This window comes from Paraburkholderia sp. 22099 (assembly GCF_052045835.1).
GTDB classification, from domain to species: Bacteria; Pseudomonadota; Gammaproteobacteria; order Burkholderiales; family Burkholderiaceae; genus Paraburkholderia; species Paraburkholderia terricola.
The window spans coordinates 1-25,978 of the sequence record NZ_JBQEPU010000018.1 but is presented as its reverse complement, the minus strand read 5'-3'; the positions used below and the strand labels follow the sequence as shown (position 1 = coordinate 25,978).

The 25,978-nt window shown below is 62.5% G+C and carries 22 protein-coding genes and 1 pseudogene; 11 read left to right on the top strand and 12 right to left on the bottom strand.

Features of this window, described 5'->3' with window-relative positions; translation table 11 throughout:
* Position 1 precedes the first annotated feature (1 nt).
* Both ACTJLC_RS18155 and ACTJLC_RS18150 read right to left on the bottom strand, forming a co-directional pair.
* Entirely contained in the window at positions 2-1,621 is a 1,620-nt protein-coding gene (locus ACTJLC_RS18155) for an aldehyde dehydrogenase (NADP(+)) (RefSeq protein WP_310128736.1), read from the bottom strand.
* 22 nt (positions 1,622-1,643) lie between these two features.
* Entirely contained in the window at positions 1,644-2,819 is a 1,176-nt protein-coding gene (locus tag ACTJLC_RS18150) for an L-rhamnonate dehydratase (RefSeq protein ID WP_310128662.1), read from the bottom strand.
* A gap of 177 nt (positions 2,820-2,996) precedes the next feature.
* Here ACTJLC_RS18150 and ACTJLC_RS18145 point away from each other — a divergent pair, with 177 nt between their 5' ends.
* Positions 2,997-3,935, top strand: a complete 939-nt coding sequence (locus ACTJLC_RS18145) for a LysR substrate-binding domain-containing protein (RefSeq protein WP_073428931.1) — start codon at positions 2,997-2,999, stop codon at positions 3,933-3,935.
* 76 nt (positions 3,936-4,011) lie between these two features.
* On the opposite strand, the gene ACTJLC_RS18140 is transcribed toward ACTJLC_RS18145, so the two are convergent.
* From ACTJLC_RS18140 to ACTJLC_RS18110, 7 genes are all read right to left on the bottom strand, one after another.
* Positions 4,012-4,950, bottom strand: a complete 939-nt coding sequence (locus ACTJLC_RS18140; protein WP_310313564.1) for a YncE family protein — start codon at positions 4,948-4,950, stop codon at positions 4,012-4,014.
* On the bottom strand, positions 4,947-5,870 hold the full coding sequence (locus ACTJLC_RS18135; RefSeq protein ID WP_310313561.1) for an SMP-30/gluconolactonase/LRE family protein: 924 nt from the start codon (positions 5,868-5,870) through the stop codon (positions 4,947-4,949). The genes ACTJLC_RS18140 and ACTJLC_RS18135 overlap by 4 nt, the downstream gene beginning before the upstream one ends.
* A 227-nt stretch (positions 5,871-6,097) precedes the next feature.
* Complete coding sequence (locus tag ACTJLC_RS18130; RefSeq protein ID WP_310313558.1) at positions 6,098-6,940, bottom strand: alpha/beta hydrolase; 843 nt, start codon at positions 6,938-6,940, stop codon at positions 6,098-6,100.
* A 231-nt stretch (positions 6,941-7,171) separates the two neighbouring features.
* Positions 7,172-7,951, bottom strand: coding sequence for an alpha/beta fold hydrolase (locus ACTJLC_RS18125; RefSeq protein ID WP_073428934.1), 780 nt, complete (start codon positions 7,949-7,951; stop codon positions 7,172-7,174).
* Positions 7,952-8,036: 85 nt separating this feature from the next.
* The gene (locus tag ACTJLC_RS18120) at positions 8,037-8,372 is read right to left on the bottom strand and encodes a DUF4148 domain-containing protein (protein WP_073428935.1); all 336 of its coding nucleotides are present in this window, start codon (positions 8,370-8,372) and stop codon (positions 8,037-8,039) included.
* A gap of 273 nt (positions 8,373-8,645) precedes the next feature.
* Positions 8,646-10,154 carry a M81 family metallopeptidase gene (locus tag ACTJLC_RS18115; protein WP_440844781.1) on the bottom strand — a complete coding sequence of 503 codons (1,509 nt, stop codon included), beginning with the start codon at positions 10,152-10,154 and terminating at the stop codon, positions 8,646-8,648.
* Positions 10,151-11,485: an MFS transporter gene (locus ACTJLC_RS18110; protein WP_310313552.1), complete on the bottom strand. Its 1,335-nt coding sequence runs from the start codon at positions 11,483-11,485 to the stop codon at positions 10,151-10,153. The genes ACTJLC_RS18115 and ACTJLC_RS18110 overlap by 4 nt, the downstream gene beginning before the upstream one ends.
* Before the next feature lie 175 nt (positions 11,486-11,660).
* On the opposite strand from ACTJLC_RS18110, the gene ACTJLC_RS18105 reads away from it, so the two are divergent.
* Complete coding sequence (locus ACTJLC_RS18105) at positions 11,661-12,614, top strand: LysR family transcriptional regulator (protein WP_310313549.1); 954 nt, start codon at positions 11,661-11,663, stop codon at positions 12,612-12,614.
* 45 nt (positions 12,615-12,659) lie between these two features.
* Positions 12,660-13,247, top strand: a complete 588-nt coding sequence (locus ACTJLC_RS18100; RefSeq protein ID WP_310313546.1) for a TetR/AcrR family transcriptional regulator — start codon at positions 12,660-12,662, stop codon at positions 13,245-13,247.
* A gap of 105 nt (positions 13,248-13,352) precedes the next feature.
* Here ACTJLC_RS18100 and ACTJLC_RS18095 read toward each other — a convergent pair whose 3' ends face one another.
* Positions 13,353-13,862 carry a cytochrome P460 family protein gene (locus ACTJLC_RS18095; protein ID WP_310118520.1) on the bottom strand — a complete coding sequence of 170 codons (510 nt, stop codon included), beginning with the start codon at positions 13,860-13,862 and terminating at the stop codon, positions 13,353-13,355.
* Positions 13,863-13,884: 22 nt separating this feature from the next.
* Positions 13,885-14,916: an alpha/beta fold hydrolase gene (locus tag ACTJLC_RS18090; RefSeq protein ID WP_310313543.1), complete on the bottom strand. Its 1,032-nt coding sequence runs from the start codon at positions 14,914-14,916 to the stop codon at positions 13,885-13,887.
* Positions 14,917-15,622: 706 nt separating this feature from the next.
* On the opposite strand from ACTJLC_RS18090, the gene ACTJLC_RS18085 reads away from it, so the two are divergent.
* The 5 genes from ACTJLC_RS18085 (at position 15,623) to ACTJLC_RS18065 (ending at position 19,481) form a co-directional block, all read left to right on the top strand.
* A complete protein-coding gene (locus tag ACTJLC_RS18085; protein WP_310128677.1) occupies positions 15,623-15,859 on the top strand; it encodes a DUF4148 domain-containing protein in 237 nt (78 codons plus the stop codon).
* Positions 15,860-15,967: 108 nt separating this feature from the next.
* On the top strand, positions 15,968-16,255 hold the full coding sequence (locus ACTJLC_RS18080; RefSeq protein WP_310128680.1) for a hypothetical protein: 288 nt from the start codon (positions 15,968-15,970) through the stop codon (positions 16,253-16,255).
* Positions 16,256-16,424: 169 nt separating this feature from the next.
* Positions 16,425-17,696, top strand: coding sequence for an epoxide hydrolase family protein (locus tag ACTJLC_RS18075; protein ID WP_073428943.1), 1,272 nt, complete (start codon positions 16,425-16,427; stop codon positions 17,694-17,696).
* Positions 17,697-17,851: 155 nt separating this feature from the next.
* The gene (locus ACTJLC_RS18070; protein ID WP_310128684.1) at positions 17,852-18,697 is read left to right on the top strand and encodes a CPBP family intramembrane glutamic endopeptidase; all 846 of its coding nucleotides are present in this window, start codon (positions 17,852-17,854) and stop codon (positions 18,695-18,697) included.
* A 235-nt stretch (positions 18,698-18,932) separates the two neighbouring features.
* Positions 18,933-19,481 (top strand): RNA polymerase sigma factor, encoded by a 549-nt coding sequence (locus ACTJLC_RS18065; RefSeq protein ID WP_310128686.1) that lies wholly within the window; start codon positions 18,933-18,935, stop codon positions 19,479-19,481.
* A gap of 69 nt (positions 19,482-19,550) precedes the next feature.
* Here ACTJLC_RS18065 and ACTJLC_RS18060 read toward each other — a convergent pair.
* A pseudogene (locus ACTJLC_RS18060) lies at positions 19,551-19,957 on the bottom strand (transposase); the annotation flags it as partial.
* A 299-nt stretch (positions 19,958-20,256) separates the two neighbouring features.
* Between ACTJLC_RS18060 and ACTJLC_RS18055 the strand changes: the two are divergent.
* The 3 genes from ACTJLC_RS18055 (at position 20,257) to ACTJLC_RS18045 (ending at position 25,863) form a co-directional block, all read left to right on the top strand.
* A complete protein-coding gene (locus ACTJLC_RS18055) occupies positions 20,257-22,947 on the top strand; it encodes a type VI secretion system Vgr family protein (protein ID WP_440844776.1) in 2,691 nt (896 codons plus the stop codon).
* Positions 22,948-22,957: 10 nt separating this feature from the next.
* Positions 22,958-24,895 carry an alpha/beta hydrolase gene (locus ACTJLC_RS18050; RefSeq protein ID WP_440844774.1) on the top strand — a complete coding sequence of 646 codons (1,938 nt, stop codon included), beginning with the start codon at positions 22,958-22,960 and terminating at the stop codon, positions 24,893-24,895.
* Between the two features lie 95 nt (positions 24,896-24,990).
* Complete coding sequence (locus tag ACTJLC_RS18045; protein WP_440844772.1) at positions 24,991-25,863, top strand: T6SS immunity protein Tli4 family protein; 873 nt, start codon at positions 24,991-24,993, stop codon at positions 25,861-25,863.
* Positions 25,864-25,978: the final 115 nt, after the last annotated feature.

Sequence of the window (25,978 nt, the reverse complement as noted above, 5' to 3'; positions counted from 1 at the left end):
GTTATTTGATTGGCGCTTGCGTCGGCACGCCGTCGACGCGGCGCGGCAGGCCCAGCGGGTTGGCATCGTGCAACGCATCGGGCAATAAGCGCTGCGGCAGGTTCTGATAACAGACGGGCCGCAGGAACCGCTCGATGGCCGCGGTGCCGACCGACGTCGAGCGGCCATCCGACGTCGCGGGAAACGGACCGCCGTGCACCATTGCGTCGCACATTTCCACGCCGGTCGGCCAGCCGTTTCCAACGATGCGGCCGGCCTTGCGCTCCAATACCGGCAGCAGCGTTTGCGCGGCGTCATGATCGGCGGCGTCGAAGTGCAGCGTCGCGGTGAGTTGTCCTTCCAGGCGCTCGGCGACTTCACGCATCTGCGCGAGATCCCGGCACGCGACCAGAAGCGAACACGGCCCGAATACTTCCTCGCCAAGCGATGCATCGGCGAGCAGCGCGTCGGCGTCGACCGCATACAGCGCCGCCTGCGCCCGGCTGCCGGCGACATCGCCCTCGCCCTCGCCCTCGGCTTCGCCACGCCCTGCCGCGCGCACGGCCGGATGCTCGTGCAGACGCTCGACGCCGCTTGCGTACGCAGCCGCAATGCCCGGCGTCAGCATCACGCCCGCATGCCTCGCGGCCAGCAGCGCGGCCGCGGTGTCCTTGAACTGCTCGAACGCCACGCCGGCCACGGCCAGCACGACACCCGGATTGGTGCAAAGCTGTCCGACGCCCAGCGTGAGCGATTCGACAAAGCCGGTCGCCAATGCCTTGCCGCGCGCGGCCAATGCGGCCGGCAACAGAAACACCGGATTGACGCTGCTCATCTCCGCGTAGACGGGAATCGGCTCCGCGCGTGCGGCGGCGATTTTCATCAGCGCCACGCCGCCGCGCCGCGAACCGGTAAAGCCGACGGCCTTGATCGCGGAATGCGCGACGAGCGCGGCGCCGGCGGCGAAGCCGTCGTCGAACAGCAGCGAGAACACGCCCTCGGGCAAGCCGTTCGCGAGCACGGCCGCCTGCACTGCCCGGCCGACGAGTTCGGAAATACCCGGATGCGCGGCATGCGCCTTCACCACCACCGGACATCCGGCCGCGAGCGCGGAAGTGGTATCGCCGCCGGCCACCGAAAACGCCAACGGAAAGTTGCTCGCGCCGAACACCGCGACGGGTCCGAGCGGAATGCGCTGCATGCGGATATCCACGCGCGGCAGCGGCTTGCGCTCCGGCAGCGCGCCGTCGATGCGCGCATCGATCCCATCGCCTTCACGCGCTCGCGCCGCGAACAGGCGCAACTGCGCAACCGTGCGCCCGCGTTCGCTTTCGATGCGCGCGCGCGGCAGGCCAGTTTCCGCACAGGCGCGCTCTATGAGCACATCGCCCAACGCGAGCATGTTGGCGGCAATCGTTTCGAGGAAAGCCGCCCGTATGCCGGGCGGCGTGCGGCGATACGCGTCGAACGCCGCGTGAGCCGACTCGCACGCGCGCGCCACGTCGGCTTCTGTCGCGCAGCCGAACGCCGGTTCGAGCATCGCGCCGGTGGCCGGATCGAGCGCGCGAAAACATCCGGCTTCCCCTCGCACCCTGCGTGCGCCGATCGGCATCTCGCCGGTGATCGTGGTCGGGTCGGTCATATCAATAGGCACGGGCGCCGGCTCATTCAATGATGTTGAAGTCGTTCAGATACTTGTCGCTCAGGCGCAAACCGAGCCCCGGCGTCTCGTCCGACAATTGGAGGAAGCTTTGCTGCGGCTGCGGCTCGCCTTCGAAAATGTAATAGAACAGCTCGTTGCCCACCTCGACGTCGAATACCGGAAAGTACTCGGCCATCGGACTCGCCGTGCTTGCCATCGTCAGATGGTAGTTGTGCATCTGGCCCGCGTGCGGAATCACCGGTACGGACCACGCCTCGGCCATTGCGTTGATCTTGCGCGCCGCCGTGATGCCGCCGACCCGGTTGGTATCGTACTGGATCACGTCGACCGCGCGCCGCTCCAGCAGATCCTTGAAGCCGTACACGGTGAACTCGTGTTCGCCGCCCGAGATCGGGATGATGCTCATCTTCTTCAGTTCCTGGTAACCCTCGACATCGTCGGCGATCACGGTCTCCTCGATCCAGCGCGGATTGAACTCCGCGAGGCGCGGCAACATGCGCCGGGCGTATTCGAGCGTCCAGCCCATGTAGCACTCGAGCATGATGTCGACTTCGTCGCCCACCAGTTCGCGCAGCAAGCGCACCTGTTCGAGGTTCTTCGCCATGCCCTTGGGGCCGTCTTTCGGCCCATAGCCGAAGCGCATCTTCATGGCCGTGAAGCCCTCGTCGAGGTAGCCCTGCGCCTCGCCGAGGAAGGCGTCGCGGTCGTCGTTGTTGTACAGCTTCGACGCGTAGCACCAGATCTTTTCCTTGGTCCGTCCGCCGAGCAGCTTGAACACCGGCTTGCCGACCACCTTGCCCATGATGTCCCACAAGGCGATGTCGACGGCGGAGATCGCCGCCATGCCGATGCCCTTGCGGCCCCACGCGAGCGTGCGGCGATACATTTTCTGCCAGATGTATTCCGTATCGAACGGGTCTTCGCCGAGCGCGATCGGCGCGAGGTATTCGTCGATGATCTGCTTGGCGATGCGCGGCGCGAGCGCGCAGTTGCCGATGCCGACGACACCCGTATCCGTCTCGATCTCGACCACCAGCCAGCCGTGGAAGCGGAACGAGCCCATCGCGTCGCCGCGCTCATACAGGATGTCGACCGCATTGGTGCAGAAATGCGCCTGCGGCGGCACGACCTTGCCTTTCCATTCGAATACGCGAGTGCGGATATGTTTGATTTTCATGCGAAGTCTCCGGGGTTCGACGAACCGGGTTGAATAGCGGCTGCATGCTCGTGAGAGCGCATGCTGGCGGGCGCTTACGGGTTGTCCCCTGTGGCGCCATCTTCGTAGTGTGCGAGAATGCCCAATAACTTACCAATGAAACAATGCTATATACCGATTCATGCCAGTTATCGCTCCATGATTCCAGCCACCGCCAGTATTCGAACCCGGCTGCGCCTGCGCCACCTTCAACTGATTCTCGCGGTGTGGGAGCACGGGTCGCTGCGCCGCGCGTCGGACGAGATCGGCATGACCCAGCCGGCCGCCACCAAGGCCCTGCACGAACTCGAGGATCTGCTGGGCGTGACCTTGTTCGAGCGGCACGCCCGAGGCATCGATCCGACCATCTTCGGTGAAGCGGTCATCCGCTATGCGCGGGTGGTGTTCGCCGACCTCGGCACCTTGCGCGAGGAACTGGTGGCGATCGAGTCGGGCAATGTCGGCGCGGTCCGCCTCGGCGCGGTGATGGCGCCGTCGCCCGATCTGTTGACCACCACGATCGTGGCGTTGAAAGAAGCGCACCCAAAGCTGCATATCACCGTGCAGATCGATACGAGCGACGTGCTGGTGCAGGCGCTACAGGAAGATCAACTGGATCTGGTGGTCGGGCGCGTTCCCAACGGCTGGCCGGCGGACGACCTGACGTTCGAGACCCTGGGGGAAGAGCCGCTGTCGCTCGTCACGCGGCCGCGGCATCCGGTGTGCGGGAGAACGCCGCCGGTTCGGCTCGGCGAGCTGGCGGAGTACCCGTGGATCATTCAGCCGCATCCGAGCCCGATGCGCGAGATCATCGATCAAACCTTTCGTCATAGCCGCGTCGCGCTGCCCGAAAACACGATCGAAACCTCATCGATTCTCACCACCTTGTCGCTGTTGCTCGCGGCGGACATGATCGCCGTGTTGCCGACGTCGGTGGCCCGCTACTATCAGGAGCAAGGCACGCTGGCGGTCGTTCCCGCACGCTTTCGCGGACGCCTCGCGCCATATGGGCTGATCTTGCGGTCCAATCGCCGCGCCACGCCGGCCACGCAAATCGTCATCGACGCGATCCGCGCCGCCGCCAAGGCTGGTTTTTGATCGGTGGCCGATCGGTTGCAACGCGCGCCGGCGGCTTCGAATGCCGGCCGGCGATCCGCATGTCCGCGCGAACTACCTAGAGCGCCGTGCGCACGACCTTCGAGACGTCCGGTTCGCGCTGCGTCGCGATATACCGTTCGAAGCGTCGCGCATGCATGTTGAACACGCCTACCCGATCGTCGTCCTGCGAGACGAATGCGACGCCTCTTTCGAAATCGAACGACAGCGCGATCGCGCGCGCTTGCAGGGGAATGTGATCGATCTCCGCGAGCGTCGCCGGATCGACGATCGACAGGCTGCGTTCTCCGTAGTTGGTCACGACGAGACACGTATCGCTCCAACGGTAAATGCGTGTGGGGTCGTCGCGCGACGGCGCCGAGCGCACCACTTGCATCGTCTCCGTATCGATCGCCGTTAGCGAACGGCTCCAGCGGTTGCTCACATACAGCGTGCGTTCATCGCCGCTCAGGCAGTAACCCTCGGGCTTTTGTCCCGGATGACAGGCGAGCGGAACCGCAAGCGGGTCCCACGGCTTGACCCTCGTGACCGTGTGCGAGAGCAGGTTCATGCAGTAGGCCGTCTGGCCGTCGCGCGTGAGTGCGAACAGATGGCTCTTGATGCCGCCCGAGGGCACGGCTCGCCGCGGCGCCTCGTCCGTGGCCGGGTGATCGAGCACGACGAGCGCGGCCTTCTCCTCGCTCAACGCATAGAGGCGGTCCGCCTCGTCCATCTGCAAGCCGTGAATGCGATTGAACGGCGACAGGTCGATGGTGCGCACCAGCTTGCCCGCGGCAATGTCGATCTGCAGCAACGCGTGGCCTCCAGGGCCCGCATGGCCGGACGTCTCCACGCCGTAGTGCCCGACCCAGGCGTGGCGATTGTCGCGGTCGGTGACGAATTCGTGCGGGAAATCGGGCAGCGCCACCGAATGCACACGGCGGCCGGATTCGATGTCGTACCAGCTAATGCAATGACTGCATTTTTCCACCAGCAGCAGGGTGTTATTGGTACTCACGTCGCTCCTCGCGTGTTCAGGCGTATGCGGTATAGGGAAGTGGATGCGCAGATATAAAGCACGTTGCCGTTTGCTCCGCCGAACGTGAGATTCGCCACTTTCTCCGGCACGCCGATGCGCGCGAGCCTCGTGCCGTCGGGATGATAGACCTGCACGCTGTCGGCGCTGCTTGTAAAGATCCAGCCGTTTTCGTCGACGCGGAAACCGTCGGCAAGGCCGGGCGTCACCACCGCGACAATCCGTGGATGGTGAAGCGTGCATCCATCGACGACGTCGAACGCGACAATGTGATGGTGGCCGCCGCCGTCGCTTCTGAGCGCCGCCGACGTATCCGAGACGTACAGCACCGTTTCGTCGGGCGAGAACGCGAGGCCGTTGGGCTCCTCGATGAAATCCGTCGCAATCGTCAGTTCGCGGGTGCGCGGATCGAACCGGAACACGTAGTTGTCGCCCAGCTCCGACTCGGCCCGATGCCCCTCGCGGTCCGATACGATGCCATACGGCGGATCGCTGAACCAGATCGTGCCGTCGCGCTTGACCACCACGTCGTTCGGCGAATTCAGCCGTTTGCCCATGTAGCGGTCCACCACGATCTCGTCGAGCGGATTCGACAGGCCGGCGCCGAAACGCGTGCGCACGATCGCCCGCTGTCCATGCGAACAATGCAGGATCGAGCCGTCCTGCTCGCGAACATGGCCGTTGGTGAATTCCACGTTATCGCGCCATACCGTCATGCCGTCGGCCTCGTTCCAACGCAGGATGCGGTTGTTCGGAATGTCGCTCCACAGCACCGAGGCGTCCTCGTGCAGCCATACCGGCCCCTCGCCCCATTGCGCGCCGGTGCAAAGCCGTTCCAACACCGCGCCCGCCGGCACGAGGCCGGTTGCGCGTGCATCGTGGATCGTTATGTCATCGTGCATTGCGCTTCTCGCTGCGTGCTCGCTGTGTGTCTCGCGGCGTCATGCGCGAACCCCGCCGGGGCGATACATGCCCGCGTTCCTGTTCACGATGTCTCCGCCGTCTTTGCTCGTGTGCCGAATTTTTCGCAAGTGTGAGCGACGAAGACTTACCGCGCCAATCAAAAGATGGCATGGGGTGATAGCCAGCGGTCATAGGTCGGGAGTCGACCGGTCGACCCGCGGCGCGATCAGGTTCGCGGCGCGCGCGGGCTATGCGAACGGTGTTCGTGCAGGAAACGCAATACATGGTCGCGGCCGCCGCGCTCCCATGCGTCGACATGGTTTGCGTCGTCGAGCATCACGAACCGGCCTGGCGCGTCGAGCGCCGCGTGCAGCCGCGAGAAATGGGCGGGGGGAATCACACCGTCCGCGCTCCCTCCGTAGATCAGCACCGGTGCGCGCACCGCGCCGATCTTCGACAGACTGTCGTACCGGTCGCGCACGAGGCGGCGAACCGGCAGCCAGCGAAACCACGTCGCCGCGACATCGGCGATGCTGGTGAACGGCGCCTCCAGAATCAGCGCCGTAAGCGCGTATTCGATCGCGATCTGCACCGCCACGCCCGTGCCGAGCGAATACCCGTGCACGACGACGCGGCGCGCGCGTTGCGCGGCGAACTCCAGCGCGGCGCGCCCGTCCGCGTACAGACCCGCCTCGTGCGGCCGCCCCGCCGAGCCGCCGTAGCCGCGGTATTCGGCAAGCAGAACGCCGTATCCGGCGTCGAGCAGATCATGAGCAATGTGCTCGCGCTGCCAGATGTCCTCGCCGTTGCCATGAAACAGGACGACGATGGCGGAATCCGCGCGCGCCGGGGCTGCGTAGCCGCACATCAACTCGACGCCGTCGACGGTTCGCAAGCGAACGTTGCCGATGCGCCCATCGCCCTGCGGCGCACCCGAGGGGCGGCGCACTCGCTCGGGCGGATAAATCAGGCGCCCTTGCAGCCAGAACACAAGCACGATCGCGACGCCATACGCGATCAACCCGGCAAGCGGTACGGCGAGCAGCCACACGTAGATCGGCGCGCTCATCGCATCCGCGCCCGGCCGACAGCGCGAGGCGACAGGCGAGTGAGACGGACTATCGAGCGGGGAATGCGGAAACGAGCCTTCATGTGCGGACCTACCTATCGGCGACCTGCCGATTATCCAGCACTTGTATCGACGTCAGAAGCAGATGATTCCCCGGCGTCGGAATGCAGAGCGCGCTCTTCCGGGCGCGGTGTCGATCGTTGGCGGCTCGCTACGGCAATCTCGCCGCGCTTATTGCGCGGCTTTCGCAGCGGCAATGATCGTGTCGGCGACTGCCTTCGGCTGGCTGACCATCGCGACGTGGCTCGCATCGACCATCGTGACGTGCGCGCCGATGGTCTTCGCCATGCTCCGTTGCAGGTTCGGATCGATCATCCGGTCCTGACCGGCCACCACGAAGTAGGACGGCTTGTCGTGCCACGCCGCCGTCGTGACCTTCTGGCCGATACATGCGGCAGCCCACGGCCCTTGCGTTGCCGCAATCACACGCCGTTGCGGCAAAGGCACGTCCTGAGCGAAATCTTCCAGCACCGCCTTGGTCGACAGCGTCAGATTGCCGGCCGAGTCCTTCTGCAATTCGCTGGCCCATGCGGGCGCCGGCTTGCCTTTCGTCACGTCGTCGATGGATTGGCCGCTGTCGGGCGCGAACGCGGCTACATAGACGAGGTTCTTCACCTTGTCGTCGTTGCCGGCTTCGCTGATCACGACGCCCGCCCACGAGTGGCCGACCAGAACGACCGGGCCGGTCTGCTGGTCGATCACGCGTTTCGTCGCGGCAACGTCGTCGGCCAGCGAACTCAGCGGGTTTTGAACCGCCACCACGTGAAGGCCGCGCGCTTCGAGCAACGGAATCACTTTCTCCCAACTGGAACCGTCGGCAAATGCGCCGTGCACCAGCACGACGTTCTTGCCCTTCAAATCCTGCGGCGGCGCCGCGTGCGAAGCCTGCAATGCGAACAGTCCACCGAGCAACAGCGCAGAACCGAGAAATTTCGTGAGAAGCGTGGTCATGGGTATTTTTCGACTGAGTTTGAATGGGTTTTGAATCGACCATCCCCATGACGGCGCACTCGAACGCGCGCCGTCGTCATGGAGATTACGAGTGCGCATAGATCGAACCGAGACCGACAACGGCTTGCTCCGGTGCCGACGTGTGGGTCATTGTCGAGCGCGCGCCAGCAGTCGAGCTGCCTTGTCCGGCGCCGCCATATGCCGCTGTCGCCGAATCTTTCTGCGCATTGATACGCGCCTCGGCGGCTTCGATGTTCTGGGGATATTGGGTGTTGTCGCTGGCCGGGTTGTAGCCGGCCTTCTGAAGCTGGACCAGTTCCGCGCGCACGTCGGCACGCGTCAACGCGTGATTCGACTGGGCGAACGAAGCGACAGGAACGGCAACGAGCGCTGCCACCAACAGGGATTGAACGAGCTTCATGAGTTTTCTCCAGAAAACGACGGCATTCAAAGGTCGGAAGTTCGGATGACAAGCGCGGAAGCCGAAACCTGCGCGCCGCCGTGTCACCGGACTTGAACGCAGTGTTGCGAATCAACCTTGCGTGTAGACATTTGAACCTGCCGACGTATCTGGAATGTTTTCGCCGACGCCTCCAATGCAAGCGTGTTTATCCCGGTACGGCCTGGATACATTGCGGTACAAATCGGCCGCCATGCAGCGGACGATTGCCGACCCCAGCGCGTCGCATGTGAATCAACCGGCTACCGGACTCAACTCGCTGAACGACGGCCCCAGCGGCCGGACACGCATGGCCGGATCGAGACGTTCCCACGGAAGATCGGCCGGATCGGCGGCCATCGGTCCGGGCGCTTTCGCCACCAGAATGGCCTCGGCGATAGCCTCGAAGTCCGCGCGAAAATGCACCGAACTCTTGTTCACGAGAATCTTCATGCGTTCGGGTTCGATGCCGGCCACGCGGAACAGGTTGCGATCGAACACCTGCATCTTCACCGAGCTCACGGCAATCCTCACGCCCTCGACGCGCAAACAGGCGACCGGTCCCAACTCGCCTTCCATCCCGTTGAGCATCGGGCCGTCGAAACGGAAGCGGCCGTCCGACAGGTGTTCGACTTCGAACAGCGCCTCGAGCGGCGAATCGCCCTCGACACCCGACCGACCGCCGAGGCGCAGCGCAATGCGCGCGCCCACGCCGGCCCGATGCGCGGCGGCCGCGGCCTCGGCGTCCCAGATCACACCAACCGCCGCGTCCGTTGCGCCGTTGCGCAACAACGCGCGCACCATCCCCATCGTGTTCGAATCGCCGCCCACGCCGGGGTTGTCCTGCGTGTCCGCGATGATGACCGGTCGCGATGCGGACGCGCTCAGCCGGATCGCTTCGAGCGCGGCTTCGTCGGGCGCGAGAAACGGCACCTCCCAGCGCGACTCCTCGCCGACGATCTTCGCGAGCAGCGCGTCGGCGGCTCGCTCGGCGACTTCTTCCTCGAACGAATAGGCCCAGATGGTCGGACCGCATTCGGGAAAATCGGCCGCCGGAAAGCCCGGCGCGAACGACACCGACACGACCGGCCGCGTCTCCAGATCCGCCAGCATGCCAACCATCCCCCTTGCGGGCTCGACCAGCGTGCACATGCCGTTCACCGGAATGAGGAAGGGCACGCGACGCATCGCGCGATGCAACGGGCGCTGCTCCCACATCAGATCCTCGAGAATCCGCGCGGCGCGTTCGCCGGTTTCCGCCATATCGACGTGCGGATAGGTCCGGTAAGCCACGAGCGCGCTGGCATGCGCGAACATGCGCGCGGTGACGTTGGCGTGCAGGTCCAGCGACACGACCACCGGCATGCGATCGCCGACGATCCGCCGCACGCGTTCGAGCAACTCGCCTTCGCCGTCGTCGTGCTGCTCGGTCACCATCGCGCCGTGCAGGTCGAGATAGATCGCGTCGAAACCGCCTTGCTCGACGGCGGCGATGATCTCGCCGCCAATCCGCTCGAACGCATCCGTCGTGACGTGCGCCGACGCGCTCGCGCCGGCCCAGATCACCGGTTTCAGTTCGCGTCCATGCGCTTGCATGACCTTGATGAATCCGCCGATCGGCACGTTGACGTCGCGCAGCCCGAGCACGTCGGCGCCGCGAACCATCGGCGGAAAGCCCTCGCCCTGAACGAAGCTCTCGTAAGACGCCTTGGTGGGCGCGAAGGTATTGGTTTCATGCTGGAAACCCGCGATCAGGATTTTCATGTGTTCACCTCTTGCTCGAATGCACGTTGTGGCAAAACCGGCTGTTCCCGCCTGAGCGTCAACTTGAACTTCAGTATCAGGACGGCCGCCAGCGCGGCGGCGCAGGCCATGACCAGCAGACCGGCATGCATGCTGCCCGTGCCGGCCTTGGTCCAGCCGACCACCGCCGGCCCCCAGAATCCGCCGGACAATCCCACGGTATTGATGAGCGCGATGCCGCCGGCCGCGGCCGTCCCCTCGACGAGCTGGGCCGGTATCGCCCAGAAAACCGTGTAGGCCATCCACAGACATGCGGTTCCAACGGTCAGCGCGAGGAGCGTGAGCATCGCGCTTCCATCGGCGAAAACAGCGGCGATCATGCAGAGCGCCGCGCCGAGCGCGGGAATCGCGCAGTGGTAGCGCCGCTCGCCCGCCCGGTCGGAACTGCGGCCCGCGGCATACATGCAGACCGCGGCCGCCACGTAGGGAATCGCCGTGTACCAGCCGAGGCGAATGGTGTCCTTGACGCCCTGCTCCTTGAGCAGTGTCGGCAGCCAGAAGCTGATCGCGTAGATCGGAAAAATGATGCTGAAGTAGGCGAGCGCGAGTACATAGATCCGCGGGTTCTTCAGCACCGCCCTGAACGAATCCGTGCCATGCCGGGTCGGTGCGGTTTCGCGCTCGAGCAGGCCTTTTTCGTGGTCGGTCAGCCAGCGCGCGTCCGCGGGCCGGTCGGACAGCACCCGCAGCGTCAGCACGCCGAGCACGATGCACGGCAGACCTTCGACGAGAAACATCCACTGCCAGCCGGCAAGACCGCCGACCCCGGCAAGACTCGTCATGAGCCACGCCGAGACAGGGCCGCCGACAATGCCGCCGAGCGGTCCGGCCACGAACACCAGCGCAATGGCGCGCGCCATGCGGGCAGGCCCGTACCAGCGCGACAGGTAATAGATCATGCCCGGCGCGAAGCCCGCCTCGAATATGCCGAGCAGGAAGCGCATGGCGTAAAACGCCGGCACGCTTCGCACGAACAGCATGCAGGCCGACGTGATGCCCCACAGCACGAGAATGCGGCTGAAGGTCTTGCGGGCGCCGACTTTCGGCAACATCAGATTGCTCGGCAATTCGAACAGCACATAGCCGATGAAGAAAATCCCCGCGCCCACACCGTAAGCGGCGTCGGAAAAGCCGAGGTCCGTTTGCATCTGCAATTTGGCGAACCCGACGTTGACGCGGTCCAGGTACGCGAACATGTAGCAGGTCACCAGAAACGGCAGAAGCCGCCAGTTGAGCTTGCTATAGAGCGCTGAGGCGGGATCGCCGGCGGTCGATGGATGGATTGCTGACATAGGTGTCTCCCGATTGCCTCACTGGACCCGTCGCAGGGGTTGAGTCGATGGTGGCAGGGCAAAACGGGTCTAGCAAGAGCAACTAAGTTCACGTATCGTTGCCTTCTGAGCAACGCTTGGCCGTCACTCGGCCCATGCCTTGGACCCTGAAAATTTCCGGCGTCGGAGCAATCAAATGCGCGAGATCAACCAGCAGCGCCTGCGGTATTTCCACGAGGTGCTCACCCACGGCACCATCCGCGGCGCGGCGGAGCACATCAACACGTCGCCATCGGTCATCACGCGGCAGATCAAACTGCTCGAAGAGGAACTGGGCGCGGTGCTGTTCGAACGCGAGGCGCGCGGAGTCAGGCCGACGGAAGCCGCCGTTCACCTGCTCGAATTCTGGCGCGGCTATCGCTCGCAGCAGGAGAAGCTCGAAGACCGGCTACATGCGTTGAAAGGTCTTCAAACCGGGCAGATTCAACTGGCTGTGAGCGAAGGCTTCGTCGATACCTTAGTCGACGACGTGCTGGCGCCGTTCTGCACGCGCTATCCCGGCCCGGAAATCGGCATGACCATGCTGGCGGTGGACGCCTTGCTGGACGAAGTGGCGGAAAACCGGGCGCACATCGGCCTCGCCTTTAATCCGCCGCCTCGCGCGCGAATCGAGTATCGGGCCAGCTCGCGACAGCCGGTTGTGCTGCTGCTGAGAAAAGATCATCCTCTTGCCAGGCGGGGTGGTCCGGCAAGCCTCGACGATCTGCAAAGCTATCCGCTGGCGCTCATGCCATCCACATTCGGCATCGGCCATGTCGTGGCAATGGCGGAGCTGACCGAGAACGTGAAGATTCGCCCCACCCTCACGACCAACTCGCTGAGCGCGCTGAAGCGCTTCGTGACAGCGGAAAATTTCATGACGCTGATCGGGGAATTCGCCGCGTACCGTGAACTCGCAAACAACGAACTGACCACCGTGCCGATTGCACATCCCCTGTTCGACAGCGCGCAGGCCAGGGTGCTCGTCAAGACCGACCGGCCGCTTGCCGCCGGGCCGCTCGAATTGCTGAAGTGGATTCAGGAGCGCATGCCGATGTTCGCCAGTGCGCGAGCGCAAGGATCGCGCAAGCGAAAAGCGCCGCGCCTATAATTTCCCTTTATTGACTGCATCGTCCACAAGTATCGGGCTTGATATATGGTGAGACCACGTGAATTCGATCGAGACGAAGCCCTGGATCGCGCCATGCGCGTGTTCTGGTCCAAGGGTTATTCGGCAGCGTCCACGGACGAGCTGCTCGCGGCCATGCAAATTGGCCGGCAGAGTCTTTACAACGCGTTCGGCGACAAGCGCAAGCTGTACCTTGAAGCGCTCGATCGTTATCAGCAGTACAGCGTCGCGGCCCACGTCGAACGGTTGACGCGCAGTTCGTCCGCGCTGGCCGGCATCAAGTCGCTTTTGCTGGGCGTGATACCGGCCGACGCCGCCGAGCGCGCGAACGGCTGCATGGGCGTCAATAGCGCCGCTGAATTCGGCGCAACGGATGCCGACGTGAACGCAATCCGGGCCGCGGGCGCGAAGCGGCTGAGGGAGCCTCTTCTGGCTCGCATCGGAGAGGCGCAGCGCAACGGCGAGATCGATCCGCACATGGACGCGGAAGACGTGGCGCTGTTCATCGGCAGCACCCTGCAGGGCATTCAGTTGAATGCCCGCGCAGGCATGTCGCCGGCCGCGCTTCGGCGCATAGCGAAATTCGCGCTCGAGCGGCTGGTCGCGCGCTCGTAGTGCGCTTGTAATGCGTTCGTCGCGCACCTCGCGTTCCTGAGCGGTGCGAGCCTGACGATCGGCGGCGGCTTGTCGCTGCACGCCGCCGCTTTCCCGCCGCTGCGGCTACGGTGCGAAGCGTGTGAACACGTAGTCGCGGTCCTTCACCCTGGCCGCATGGCACGCGAAGCAGGTTTGATGTTGCGCGGCGTCGACCGGTTGTCCGTTGACGAACCGGCCGAAGCCCCAGCCGCCTGTCGACGCATAACGACGCGAGTCCTTCACCATCACCTGCACCGTGGTGGGCGCCCCGGGAATCGTTGCCGATGGGAACTCGGGCGACTGCTTGCGCTTGTACGCGAGTTTCACCAGGATGGTCCCGTCAGGGTACGGCAGCGTCGAGTTCTCGATGGCCTTGACCGCGGCCGGGTTGCCGAGCACCACGCGTAGCTCGTCGAGCGGCGCGGCTTCCTCGGCCGGCGCGATCATTTGCCACTTGCGATAACCCTCGGGAATCGTCACGCCATAGATCGGCGAAGGCGCCGATTTCGCGGGTTCGGCCACGGCGTGATTCGCCACGGCGCCAAGCAGAAGCGCCGCGTTGAGCACGACATGCGCAGTCCGGATTCTTCGCATTTGCCTGTCTCCCGTTCGCTGCTCAGAAACGGGCGACGTCGATGACGGCGTCGGCGAATGCTTTCGGCGCTTCTTGCGGCAGGTTATGCCCGACGCCGCCGCTGATGTTCCGGTGCGCGTACTTGCCGGTGAATTTTTTCGCATAGGCCGACGGCTCGGGATGCGGCGCGCCGTTGGCGTCGCCTTCCATCGTGATGGTCGGCACCGAGATGGTCGGCCCGGTCGCGAGACGCTTTTCGAGCTCGTCGTATTTCGCCTCGCCCGTCGCCAGCCCCAAGCGCCACCGGTAGTTGTGGATCACGATCGCGACATGGTCCGGATTATCGAACGATGCAGCCGAGCGCCCGTAGGTCGCTTCGTCGAAATCCCATTTCGGCGAAGCGGTATGCCAGATCAGCTTGTTGAAATCGCGGCGGTTCGCATCGTAGCCGGCGTAGCCGCGCTCGGTGGCGAAGTAGAACTGATACCACCATGCCAGTTCCGCTTTCGGCGGTAGCGGTCCCTTGTTGGCGGCCTGGCTGCCGATCAGATAACCGCTCACCGACACCATCGCCTTGCAGCGCTCCGGCCACAGCGCGGCGATAATATTCACCGTGCGCGCGCCCCAGTCGAAGCCGCCGAAGATCGCTTTGTCGATCTTCAGCGCGTCCATCAGGTTGATGATGTCGACCGCGATAACCGCCTGCTGGCCGTTGCGCGGCGTGTCCGCGGAAAGAATCCGCGTGGAGCCGTAGCCCCGCAGATACGGCACGATGACCCGATAGCCGGCGGCGACCAGCAACGGCGTGACTTCGGCGTAGCTGTAGATATCGTACGGCCAGCCGTGCAGCAGAATCACAACGGGCCCGTTGCCCGGACCCGCTTCCGCGTAGCCCACGTTGAGCGTGCCGGCGTTGATCTGCCGCAGGTCGTCGAACGAAGCGGCGCTCGCCCCGGACTTCGTGCCGCTGGACTGCGCCTGCGCGAGTCCGCTCAATCCCAGCTCCATCAGGCCGACGCCCGCAACCGTCGTGCCGAGGAGACGCCGTCTCCGGGTATTGATCTGTTCAGACATGGTTTATTTCCCCTTATGTACGAGAGCTTCGAAAAGCCTGCATGGACTTGAGAGAGACCCGCTGCCCCTGCCCGATGCCACCAAAGCGGTGAAGCAAGCCGATGGTCGAATCAAGTACAAGCGGGCGAAAGAATATGAACGGTGTCGGCGCGGCGCGCCGGCGTTTGAACCCGAGGCTTGCCGTTATGGCCTGGCGTAAATCGGGCCGGCAACAGCCGCGGCGACGATAAGCGATTGAATGACTTTCATGATGTCCGCCTCAAGAGAAGTTCTTTTCACGCAAACGCCCGTTTGCGTTTCGGGTCAGCCAGGCCAGATCAACTGGCATGGATGGATTAAACCCGGCGGACGTATCTGGCTTATGTCCGCAATGCGCGCCGGTGCAACGTTATGTAACGCGCCGGTGGTCAGATACATTGGGATACAAACGCGGCCGTTCGGACTTCGTTCAACGCGCCGGCGAATATCTATTCCCGATCTATTCGCCCCTCGGCAAGCACCCGATTTGTTTCTCAATGTGTACGACGTTCGAACCGATACACAGCATTGCAATAGCCCGTTCTCACGACACAAGCCAGATACGTCGCCTGGTTCTAATGCATCCAACGACGGAATCTGATCAAGGCGCAAGCAGACATCACCGCACGCCGCCGCTTCCCAGATGCCCGGGCGGATCTTCCCACTTGATTTGCTTCAGGAGAATGACATGAAAGTATCGATGATCGTTTTGGCTTTTGCCGCTTTCGCCACGACCGCCTCCGCTTATGCGGCTAATTCCGTCGACGTGAATGCCGGCGCGAACGACGTTCAACAAGTTCATCAATGGGCGCCGGTTCAGAGCGCTCAAAAAATAAAGACGCGTGCGGAGGTTCGTCAGGAACTGGTGCGCGCCGAGAAAGACGGACAACTCGCGGCGCTCAACAAGCTCTATCAAGGCAGTTGAGTCGCGCCCCGTCAGGCGGATTCATTCACGATCGGCAGTGTCTTTTCAACCTTGTCCGATCCCATCACCAAGCACTTCTCTTTCGATTCGATTCGTGGAGGTTTCATCATGATCAAGCGTCTCGTTCTCGCCGCGGTTCTCTCCGCCGGCGCTGCAATCGCCGCCCCCGCTTTCGCCAGCAGCGGCTATGGTCCCGCCCCTCACTACGATCCGCTCGTCGGCGCACCTGCGTCGCAGCGCGGCCAAAGCGCGCTGACCGTCCATGCCGAACAGGCCGAGTCGATGGCCAGTGCGGACGCCGCCGCGCAATCGTATGGCGGCATGCACGACACCACGTCGCAATCGGGTGCGCGCATCGGGCCCGACGCGTCGCTCTCGCCGTATGCGCATCACTGATCGTCGATCGCCGATCGTTCATCACGGTCGGCCGATTCGTCTGTTGCCTGACTAGCGCTCCACGCCGGCCGGACCATCGGCAAGCCCGGCAGTGGGGCGCTCTCCTCGTGAACATCACGGCGCGTCGCGATCGGTGCGCCGGCTCCTTCATAGCGCCAGGATTTCAAACATGTCATCAACACCGTTTTCTCCAACTCGACGTCACGTTCTCGCCGCTTCGGTCGCAGTCGGCGCGATGGGACTGATTCCGGGCTCCTTGTTCGCCGCCACCGGCGACAGCACGATCCGCCCGTTCAAGGTCAACGTGCCCGAAGCCGACCTCGTCGATTTGCGACGCCGTATCGCGGCCACGCGCTGGCCCGGCAAGGAGACTGTCAACGATGAGTCGCAAGGCGTGCGGCTCGCCAGAATGCAGGCGCTCGCGAAGTATTGGGGCACCGACTACGATTGGCGCAAGGGCGAAGCGAAACTGAACGCGCTGCCGATGTTCATGACGCAAATCGACGGCCTCGACGTGCAGTTCATTCACGTGCGTTCCCGTCATGAGCATGCTCTGCCGCTGATCATGACGCACGGCTGGCCCGGCTCGATTTTCGAACTGATCAAGGTCATTGCTCCGCTGACCGATCCCACTGCCTACGGCGGAAGCGCCGACGACGCATTTCACATCGTCGTGCCGTCGCTACCCGGCTTCGGTTTCACCGAACAGCCGAAGACCACCGGCTGGGATTCGAACCATATCGCGCGCGCATGGGGCGAACTGATGGCGCGGCTCGGCTATACGCGCTTCGTCTCGCAAGGCGGCGATTGCGGCTCGGTGATTTCGCACCGCATGGCCATGCAGAAGGTGAAAGGCCTGATCGGCATTCATGTCAACATGCCCGCGACCGTGCCACCGGATATCGCGACCTTGCTGGCTCTCGGAGAACCCGCGCCGCGCAACCTGTCGCCGAAAGAGAAGGCCGCCTATGACTCGCTGAATGTCTTTTATCGCGACAATTGCGGCTATTCCGCGATGATGGTGACGCGGCCGCAGACCGTCGGCTACGCGCTCGCCGATTCGCCCGTGGGCCAGGCCGCGTGGATGTACGACAAGATTTCGCAATGGACTTATAGCGGCGGTGTACCGGAACGCTCACTCACGCGCGACGAGATTCTGGACGACATCTCGCTCTACTGGCTGACGGACAGCGCCACCTCCGCGGCGCAAATCTATTGGGAAGATCATTCCAACAACTTCAATGCCGTGGACATTTCCATGCCGGCTGCCGTGACGATCTTCCCCGGAGAGATCTATCAGGCGCCGCGCAGTTGGACGGAGCGCGCGTATCACAACCTCATCTATTTCAACGAGGTCAACAAGGGCGGACACTTCGCGGCGTGGGAAGAGCCGCAGTTGTTCGCCACCGAAGTGCGTGCGGCATTCCGCACGCTGCGCTAGGCCGGCAGGCGGTCGCGGCGATCGCCGCGACCGGCGCTGGAATGAGCGCTCCGGTTCATGAAGGAGTCGGCTACCATCGCACGACCGTCTTGCCGCATGGCAACACGGCGCGGATCGATCAATAGCGCTTAATCAATCTCGGGACGTTTTTTCAAATGGCCGCATTGCCGTGGATTGCCGTGTTTCTTGCCGCTTTCGCGGCGGTTTTTCAAGCGCCTCGCTCACTGACGATGGGTCTTCTGGCAATCGGCTACGGACTCGCCTTCGCCTTGGGACAGTTGCAGGTACTCGCGGTTATTCCTCTCGCGCTTCTGGTTGGCACGGGCGTTCTGCTGCGGCGCAATCCATCGCCGGTCGGCAGGTTGCTCTGCAACGCCGTTTTTGTCGTTGTTGCAATCGGTCTGTTTCAACATGGGCTGCCGGGCTTTCATAACCTGAAAGTCATCGACGCCGCGCGTTTCACGCCGGATGCCGCGCCTTATACGATGTACCTGAACTTCGACAAGCCGCTGATCGGGTTCTGGCTGCTGCTGACTTATCCGTGGGTGCAGTCGAGAAGACCACTTTCCGTTATGGCGATGTCGACGATCGTTGCCTGCGCCGTCACTTCGGCTGTCTGCCTCTCCATCGCATTTTACGCTGGATCCATTGCGTGGGCGCCGAAGTGGCCTCATCTCGCGTGGCTGTGGGCACTCAACAATTTGCTGCTGGTTGCCTTTGCCGAAGAAGCTTTTTTCCGTGGCTACATCCAGGAAGGCATAACCCGCCTGATGAAGTCGCGACGCCATGCCCAGTGGTTCGGGCTCCTCGCCGGCGCGGTTCTATTCGGTCTCGCGCACTATCAGGGCGGCGCTCAACTGGTTCTGCTGGCAGGCCTGTCCGGCATCGGCTACGGGTTGGCCTATCGCGCCGGCGGGTTGCAATCCGCGATGCTCACGCACTTCGGACTGAACCTCCTTCAGTTCGGCTTGTTCACCTATCCCTTCCTCGCTCACGCCTGAGCGCGGCGGATGGGAACGAGGCACTCGCGGCCAGGCAGGATAGCGCGCCCCACTCGTCTGAACTCATGGACACTCACCCGATAGTGCAACCAGTCCCAATGCGTCGAAGCTCGAAGCCGACGCCGGGCCCGCAACATGAGTCAAGCCGACAGCGGCGCTTTCGCCTCATGGACAGGCGTATCTCCGCAGAGCCGATGAACGCCGGCTGCCGTGCATCGGACGAGGGCCAACGTCGATGACCGCAGCCGACCTGTCCGCCATGCTTCCGTCGATGCTCCCGCGTCTTTGGGCATTTGCGCTGCGCATTTCGGGCGACCGTCACGACGCTGAAGATCTCGTGCAACGCGCCTGCGTGCGCGCGCTCGAACGCGCACATCAATTGCGACCCGGCACCGCGCCGCTTAGCTGGATGTTCTCGATCGTGCAGTCCACCTGGATCAACGAATTGGGCGCGCGTAGCGTGCGTAGCCGCTCGGGCATGGATTGGGACGACGACTTCCTCGAAACCGTCGCCGATCCGGCTGCGCGGACGCCGGAACAGCAGGCCATGCATGGGCAGATCGTCAAGGCGGTGCAGCAATTGCCCGAAGCGCAGCGCGTGGTGATGCTGCTGGTGGGCGTGGAGGGACTCAGCTACAACGAGGCGGCCGAAGCGCTCGACGTGCCGATCGGCACGATCATGAGCCGGCTTTCGCGGGCTCGCCAGGCCATCGGCGCCCTGTTCAGCGATAAAAAAGAACAACGCGTGCAAAGCGCGGCGGATAGCGAGGACCGAGGAGCATGAAAATGGACGACATCGTGCTCATGGCCTATGTGGATGGCGAGCTTGGAGCGTGTTAGGAACTTTGAAGTACCGGCACTGTCGTTGGCCGGCGATCACATGGATCGCTAGCAACTGTCCGAGCGTATCCACCGCGATATGCAACTTGCTGCCACGCTTGCGCTTATAGCCGTCATAGCCCGCACGCGGACCACTCTCGTAGTCGACTGCATCGTGCGGCCGTCCACAATGACCGCGCTGTGCTGATCCCGTCGTCCCTGTGCCACGCGTATCACCGAGCGAAGATCGCTGACCATGCTCTCAAAACAGCCTGCCTGTAACCAGCGTTGGGTCTGCTGATACACCAACTCCCCACGGCGGAAAATCGTTGGGCAACATCATCCACGGCGCGCCCGCGCAAGCCATCCAGCGCAGCGCATCAGATATGGCGCCGCAGCTCATCTTTGCGCTGCGGCGCCATTACGTCCATTAGCCGTCAGATACGCTGCCGCGAAACTCCATTCCTCGTGGGAAACATCGGTCGGATACCCTTTGCGGTCTACTTTTTTTCATTCCGGCAGGATACCTGGTCCTTCATCAAGTTCCTAACATGCTCTAATGACGCGCGTTCAATTCGCGGCCGCCAGTCTGCAGCCCATGCCATGTGAATGATTCGATATTCATCCGAATATCCATTTCGCATTAAATCGATTTCTTCTTTTCAATTCCTGATCATTATCAGATTGCTTTCGAAGTAAGATCGCGTGAGAAAGCAGGAATAATCAGATCGAGAGGCAGCATGGTCACGCGGGATGTAATCGGGGCAATAATAGGTGGGCTGTCGCAGCAAAACCGCCTTCTGAAACTGGATACGCCGGCCGGCAATAACGTCTTGCTGCCCCACCGTGTCATCGGGCGCTCGCGGATCGGCCGTGATTTCGTCTTTCTGCTCGACTGCGTGTCGACTACGAGTGACGTCCAACTCAAAACGCTGATCTCCCAGACCGTTACGCTCTGGATCCAGCAAACCGATGGGTCTTACCTGCCCCACCATGGCTATGTTCATACTGCGCGTCGGCTGGGAGCCGACGGGAATCTCACAAGTTACCAGTTGGGATTTTCCTCGTGGGCTCACTTTCTAAAGTTCCGGCGTGACCAGCGACACTGGCAGGACAGGGCAGCAGACGAAATCGTCTCGGACGTATTCAACCAGCATCCGCAGGCAAAAGGCATGTACCGCTTCGTGCTCTCGAAGCGGCTGCCGAAGCGTTCCTACTGTCGGCAGGACGAAACCGACTGGAACTTCGTGCATCGGCTTCTCGAGTCCGAGGGCCTGTATGGCATCTGGCAGCAGGCGGCGGACGGCAAATCGCACACGCTGGTCGTCACCGACCGCCTTCAGACGCTCGAACCGATCTCACCCGCAACGGTCGGGTTCTATCGTGCCGGGGTGAGCAGTGAGGCCGATTCGGTCACCCAGTGGTCAGGCACGCGGACGCTGCAATCCGCGCTGCTGTCGACGCGCACCTTCGACTACAAAAGCCCGTCTACGCCCTCCAATCCCAAAGGTACGTCGGTACCGACAATGACGAATCAGGGTGCGCTGCCCGCGCAAACCGAAGTCTACGAATACACCGGTGGCTATACGTACCCGGAACAGGACCGTGGCGATCAGCTGTCGAAGATTCGCATGGAGGAATGGGAGTCACAGGCCAAGCGCTTTCACGGCGTGGGTAGCCTGCGCGCGATGGACGCGGGCCGTCGCTTCACGCTGACCGGTCATCCGGAGCATGACCACGACGCCGCGGACCAGAACGAATTCGCGAGCATCGAGGTCGAGTGGGTCATCCAAAACAATCTCCCGCTCGCAGGGCACGAAGCGAACTACCCGCACAGCCTGAATCATCAGCTCGCGCAGGCACGCACCGACGATCCTGGCCGGAACTTCAGCGTGAACAACATGGACGGCTCAACCGGGTTCTACCGGGTCGCCGTTGAAGCGCGACGTACAACGGTGCCGTATCGCAGCCCGTTCGAACATCGCAAGCCGGAAGCGAAACTGGAATCGGCGATTGTGGCGGGGCCGAGGGGACAAGAGTGCTACACCGATGATCTGAACCGTGTGAAGGTGCTCTTCATCTGGGATCGGTTCAATGAAGGTGACGAGCGCGCATCGTGCTGGGTGCGCGTCGCACAGTCCGATACCGGAGATGGTTATGGTGGTGTCCACATGCCGCGCGCGGGCGAAGAACTCCTGATCGGCCACATCGGCAATGATATTGACCGCCCGATTGCACTTCATCGCGTCTACAACGGCGCAAAGAAGCCGCAATGGCATTCGAACGGTCTGCTTTCCGGCTACCAGTCCCAGGAATACGGCGGAGGCGGTGGCTATAACCAGCACGTCATGGATGACTCTACGGGTCAGCCACGGATGCGGGTCATGAGCAGCCACGGCATGAGTAGTCTCCATCTCGGCTACCAGATCGTCCAGAACGGGAATTCACGCGGCGCGTATACCGGCAGCGGGTTCACCTTGCGCACCGACTATGCAGGTGCAGTCCACGCGGGCGAGGGACTGTATTTCAGTACACATCAAATCAGCGCCGACGGTCAGCCGCTCGACACCACCGAGCCGCGCGAGATCCTGGCTCGCGCGGATCTGCTGGTCGAGTCGCTATCCTCCGCGAGCTCGACCGCCAAGGCCGAGGATATGAAGCCTGGCCACGAAGCGCTTTCCCAGTTCGCGAAGGCGATCCAGCATAGCAAGGCGGGCGCGGCCAAAGGCGGTAATACGGCAGGCGGTGGGACCGGAAACGCAAATGCCTTTACCAAACCCGTCATGCTCGGATCGAGTCCAGAAAGCATGGGCTTTACCACGCACGCGTCGGCGCAGATGGTGGCGGACGAGCATCTGAATTTCGTCAGCGGCAAGGACACCTATTGGGCCGTGGGCAAATCGCTGGTTGCGAGCGTCGCAGAAAAAATCAGCCTGTTCGTCCAGCGTGCCGGTATGAAACTGATCGCCGGGAAAGGTGCGATCGACATCCAGGCGCTCACCGATCAATTGCGATTGCTCTCCGAACTTGGCTTGACGCTCAAAAGCAACAACGGCAGCATCGAGATCGACGCGAAGACCGAACTGATGCTCAAGTGCGGTGGCTCATACATCCGTATTACCTCCGATGGAATCGAGGACGGCACGCGTGGCGCACGCACGATCAAATCGGCGTCGTTCAGCAGACAGGGGCCGAGTTCAGTGGCCGAGCATATGAACAGCCTCGAAAAACCGGCGTTTAACGACAAGTATCTCTTGCGCGACCGGATTACCGGCGACCCGCTCAAGAACCACCCTTACGAGATCGTGCGTGGGGATGGCACACGCCTGAGCGGAGTCACAGACGAGCTGGGCCATACGGTCGAGCAGAAAAGCAACGATATCGAAACCGTGATGATCCGGGCGCTGCGGCCTGGCACGAGCAAAGCATAAGCGAGAATTCATGAGCGAAAATCAGCCCGACAATTCGGGTACGCGGGGCCAGACGTCCGGCGACGACGATGCCGAACAGGAAGTCGTCCGCCTCGCGTCGCACACTGATGAGGACGGCCACTCTTCCGCCCAGGCGCCCTTGACGCCGGCCGACGACACCCGCACCAAGGAGACCTTGCACGACCTGCGCCCCATCATTCCCGTGATTTTCATACCGGGAGTGATGGGCTCGCCACTAGCCACCAAGGACAGTGGTGACGCGGCGTGGTCCGCACCGAATACAGACACGATAGGTGCATCACTCGGCGCTTTGTGTTCGCTCATCGCGGGATGGTTTCGCAGCGCGTCGTCGCGCGAAACACTTTTCGATCCCGAGAGCGTCATGGTGACGCCGCTCGGCCCGATCGTCGACCTTGGGAAGAAAGACCCGATTACCGAGAAGGAGGCGCGACGCCGCGGCTGGGGTTCGGTCTATCGCACCGGCTATCAACCTGTCCTGCTTTGGCTCGAGCAACAGCTGAACAACCCGATGCTGCTCGGCAAGCCAGAAGGCGCATGGATCGACCCCGATCCCGAGGGCGAGAAATGGGCACTCCATCCCGTGCTCGGCACCGATCCGAAGACCTACGGCGCCATTGCTGCAGCAGGAAAAGGCGAGGTGATCGCACCGGACTCCGCGGAATTCAGGAAATTCGCGAAGTTTCGCTATCGTGTCTATGCGATTGGATATAACTGGCTGCAGTCGAACGACCTTTCAGGGCGTGATGTGATGAATGGTCTGGATGTCCCCGATCCGCAGACAAAGAAGACGACACGGCTCATGGGCGTCACCGATATCTGCGAGGAAAACGATACGGGCAAGGCCATTATTCTGACGCACTCGATGGGTGGGCTGGTGGCCCGCTTCGCGGTGTTGAACCATGGGCTCGAAGGTCTTGCGCACGGCGTATTTCACGGACGTCAACCGGCCACCGGTGCTCCTCTGGCGGCAAAGCGTTTCAAGACAGGCGGCAGTCCCGAAGGCGGTATGAATGGTTTCATCAATGGCAGTCTGCTGGGGCGCGATTCGGATGAGTTCATGGCGGTGATGGCAAACGCACCGGGACCCATGGAGCTGACGCCGATGCCGGATTATCACAATGGCGCGCCGTGGTGGATTTTTGCGCGGCCCGACGGACAAGTGGTCATGCAGTACCCGGAGCACGGCGATCCGTATAACGATTTGTATGTGAATACCAAGTGGTACGGTTTGCAGCCGCCCGATACGCAGCTCGATCCCGCTGGGATCGTCAAGACGCGGCTCAATGCAGGCGGGCTTCAAACAAGCCTATCGGATCATTATCGATCGACTATGGAGACCGTTGTAAAGAACCAGAGCCATTTGAAGAATCGTTACCATGGCAAGACATATGTAGCCTACGGCGAGGGGGGCCTCGACTTCAGGCCGCCACAATCGAGCACGACGACAGAGGCCAGCGACAAGAACAAGCCTGGCATCGAAAAAGGAGACCCGACGAAGAATCTGTTGACGTGGGGTAACGCAATCTGGACCGGAGATGTGCCATCGGACGTGCAGGCGCCTGAACTTCAGGCCGCAAAGTTGCTGCACGACTCGGGCAAGGGCGAGATCCGCGTGCTTCTGGAGCAACGCAAACTGAGCGTGACGTTCACAGTCCAGAAGACGAACACGTTGCCGGACGTGAATGCCAGGACTGACTGGTCGAAGGTGGCAACCAAGACAGGAATCATCCGCGGCGACGGTACGGTGCCAGTGTGGTCGGCCGATGCGCAGGCGCGCGGGTTGAAGCCCGATGTGCCTGGCGACCCGGCCAAAGGAGTTCAGATGGCGTTCGTGCAGGGCGGCTACCAGCACATGACCAGCTATGCGCACCCATGGACCCACTGGGCGATACTTTACAGTGTGGTCCAGATTGTCAACGACATCTAGATGCCAGGAACATGTTAATGGTTCGCCTCTTTCGCCCCCTCATTCTGCTGGCAGGTCTTTGCGCCTGCTCTCTTGCGCTATCCGTGGAACCAACCATGAACAATCCGCTGCTGTCCAAAGTGCGCCCGTGGTGCATCGGCCGCCTCATATTCGACCGGCCCGCGTCGAGCGAGATTTCGAATCAAAACTACGCGTACAGGGGAGACAAACTCGAGACAACTCACAATGTCTCGCTTGATGTCTATCGCACCAAAGTCGAGGCCCGCGAGAGCGAGCTGCGTACGAAGCAACGCTATAACCCCGTCAACCTGGATGAGAAAACCGGGAAGGCCTGGCTGGAGAAGGCATTTTCGCCGGTCAACGATTCGCGGTTTTTTATCTATCAGGAAGGAGTGGCGAAAGTCGAGATGCCTTTCAGAACGGATGGCTATCTCTTTGCAGACCACACGCTCTTTCATACGGCCGGCCTCATGGGAGCGTCTGCTCTCGTTAACTCCGAGAATATATACATCGACACCTACAGGCGCATCAAGGCGCGAGACAACTGGACAGTGCCGACGGAGTCGGGATTTTGTTTCGACGGCGGGATCGTCACCGGATCTTCCACTTATACGGAAGAAGTCAGCCAGTCGTTTGCGCTGATGCCAGGCCGACCTGCATTGCTCCTGATCAAGATGCGAGATGCAGTCGAGCAGGATCAAGGTCAGCCGCTCACCAAGAATCTGTCCGAGCTTCGAGCACAACTTGATCGAGTGCCAGGGAGCTATCGCATCCTGCGCAAGGGCAAGCGCGTGGTGGCCGGCATGGACGCCGAAGAGGTCCTGTTTGCGCTTCAGGACGGCCCGATTACGGTCTACCGTTTCTATCTGCTGGCGCCGGGCAATCCTGCCACGCTTGCACAACCGCATACCTCGGTTGAACTGCTGCTGGGCACGTCTTCACGGAGCGACCTGTCGCCTGATCAGTAAGCGACTCGGCCCGACCGTTTCCCGATGCTGATTTTTCCAAAGCATGATGGGCGCGTTTAGATTGACGGAGCCAGTCAGCCATGTCGAACGCAGGGGCGCGAGCCCATCCCCATCG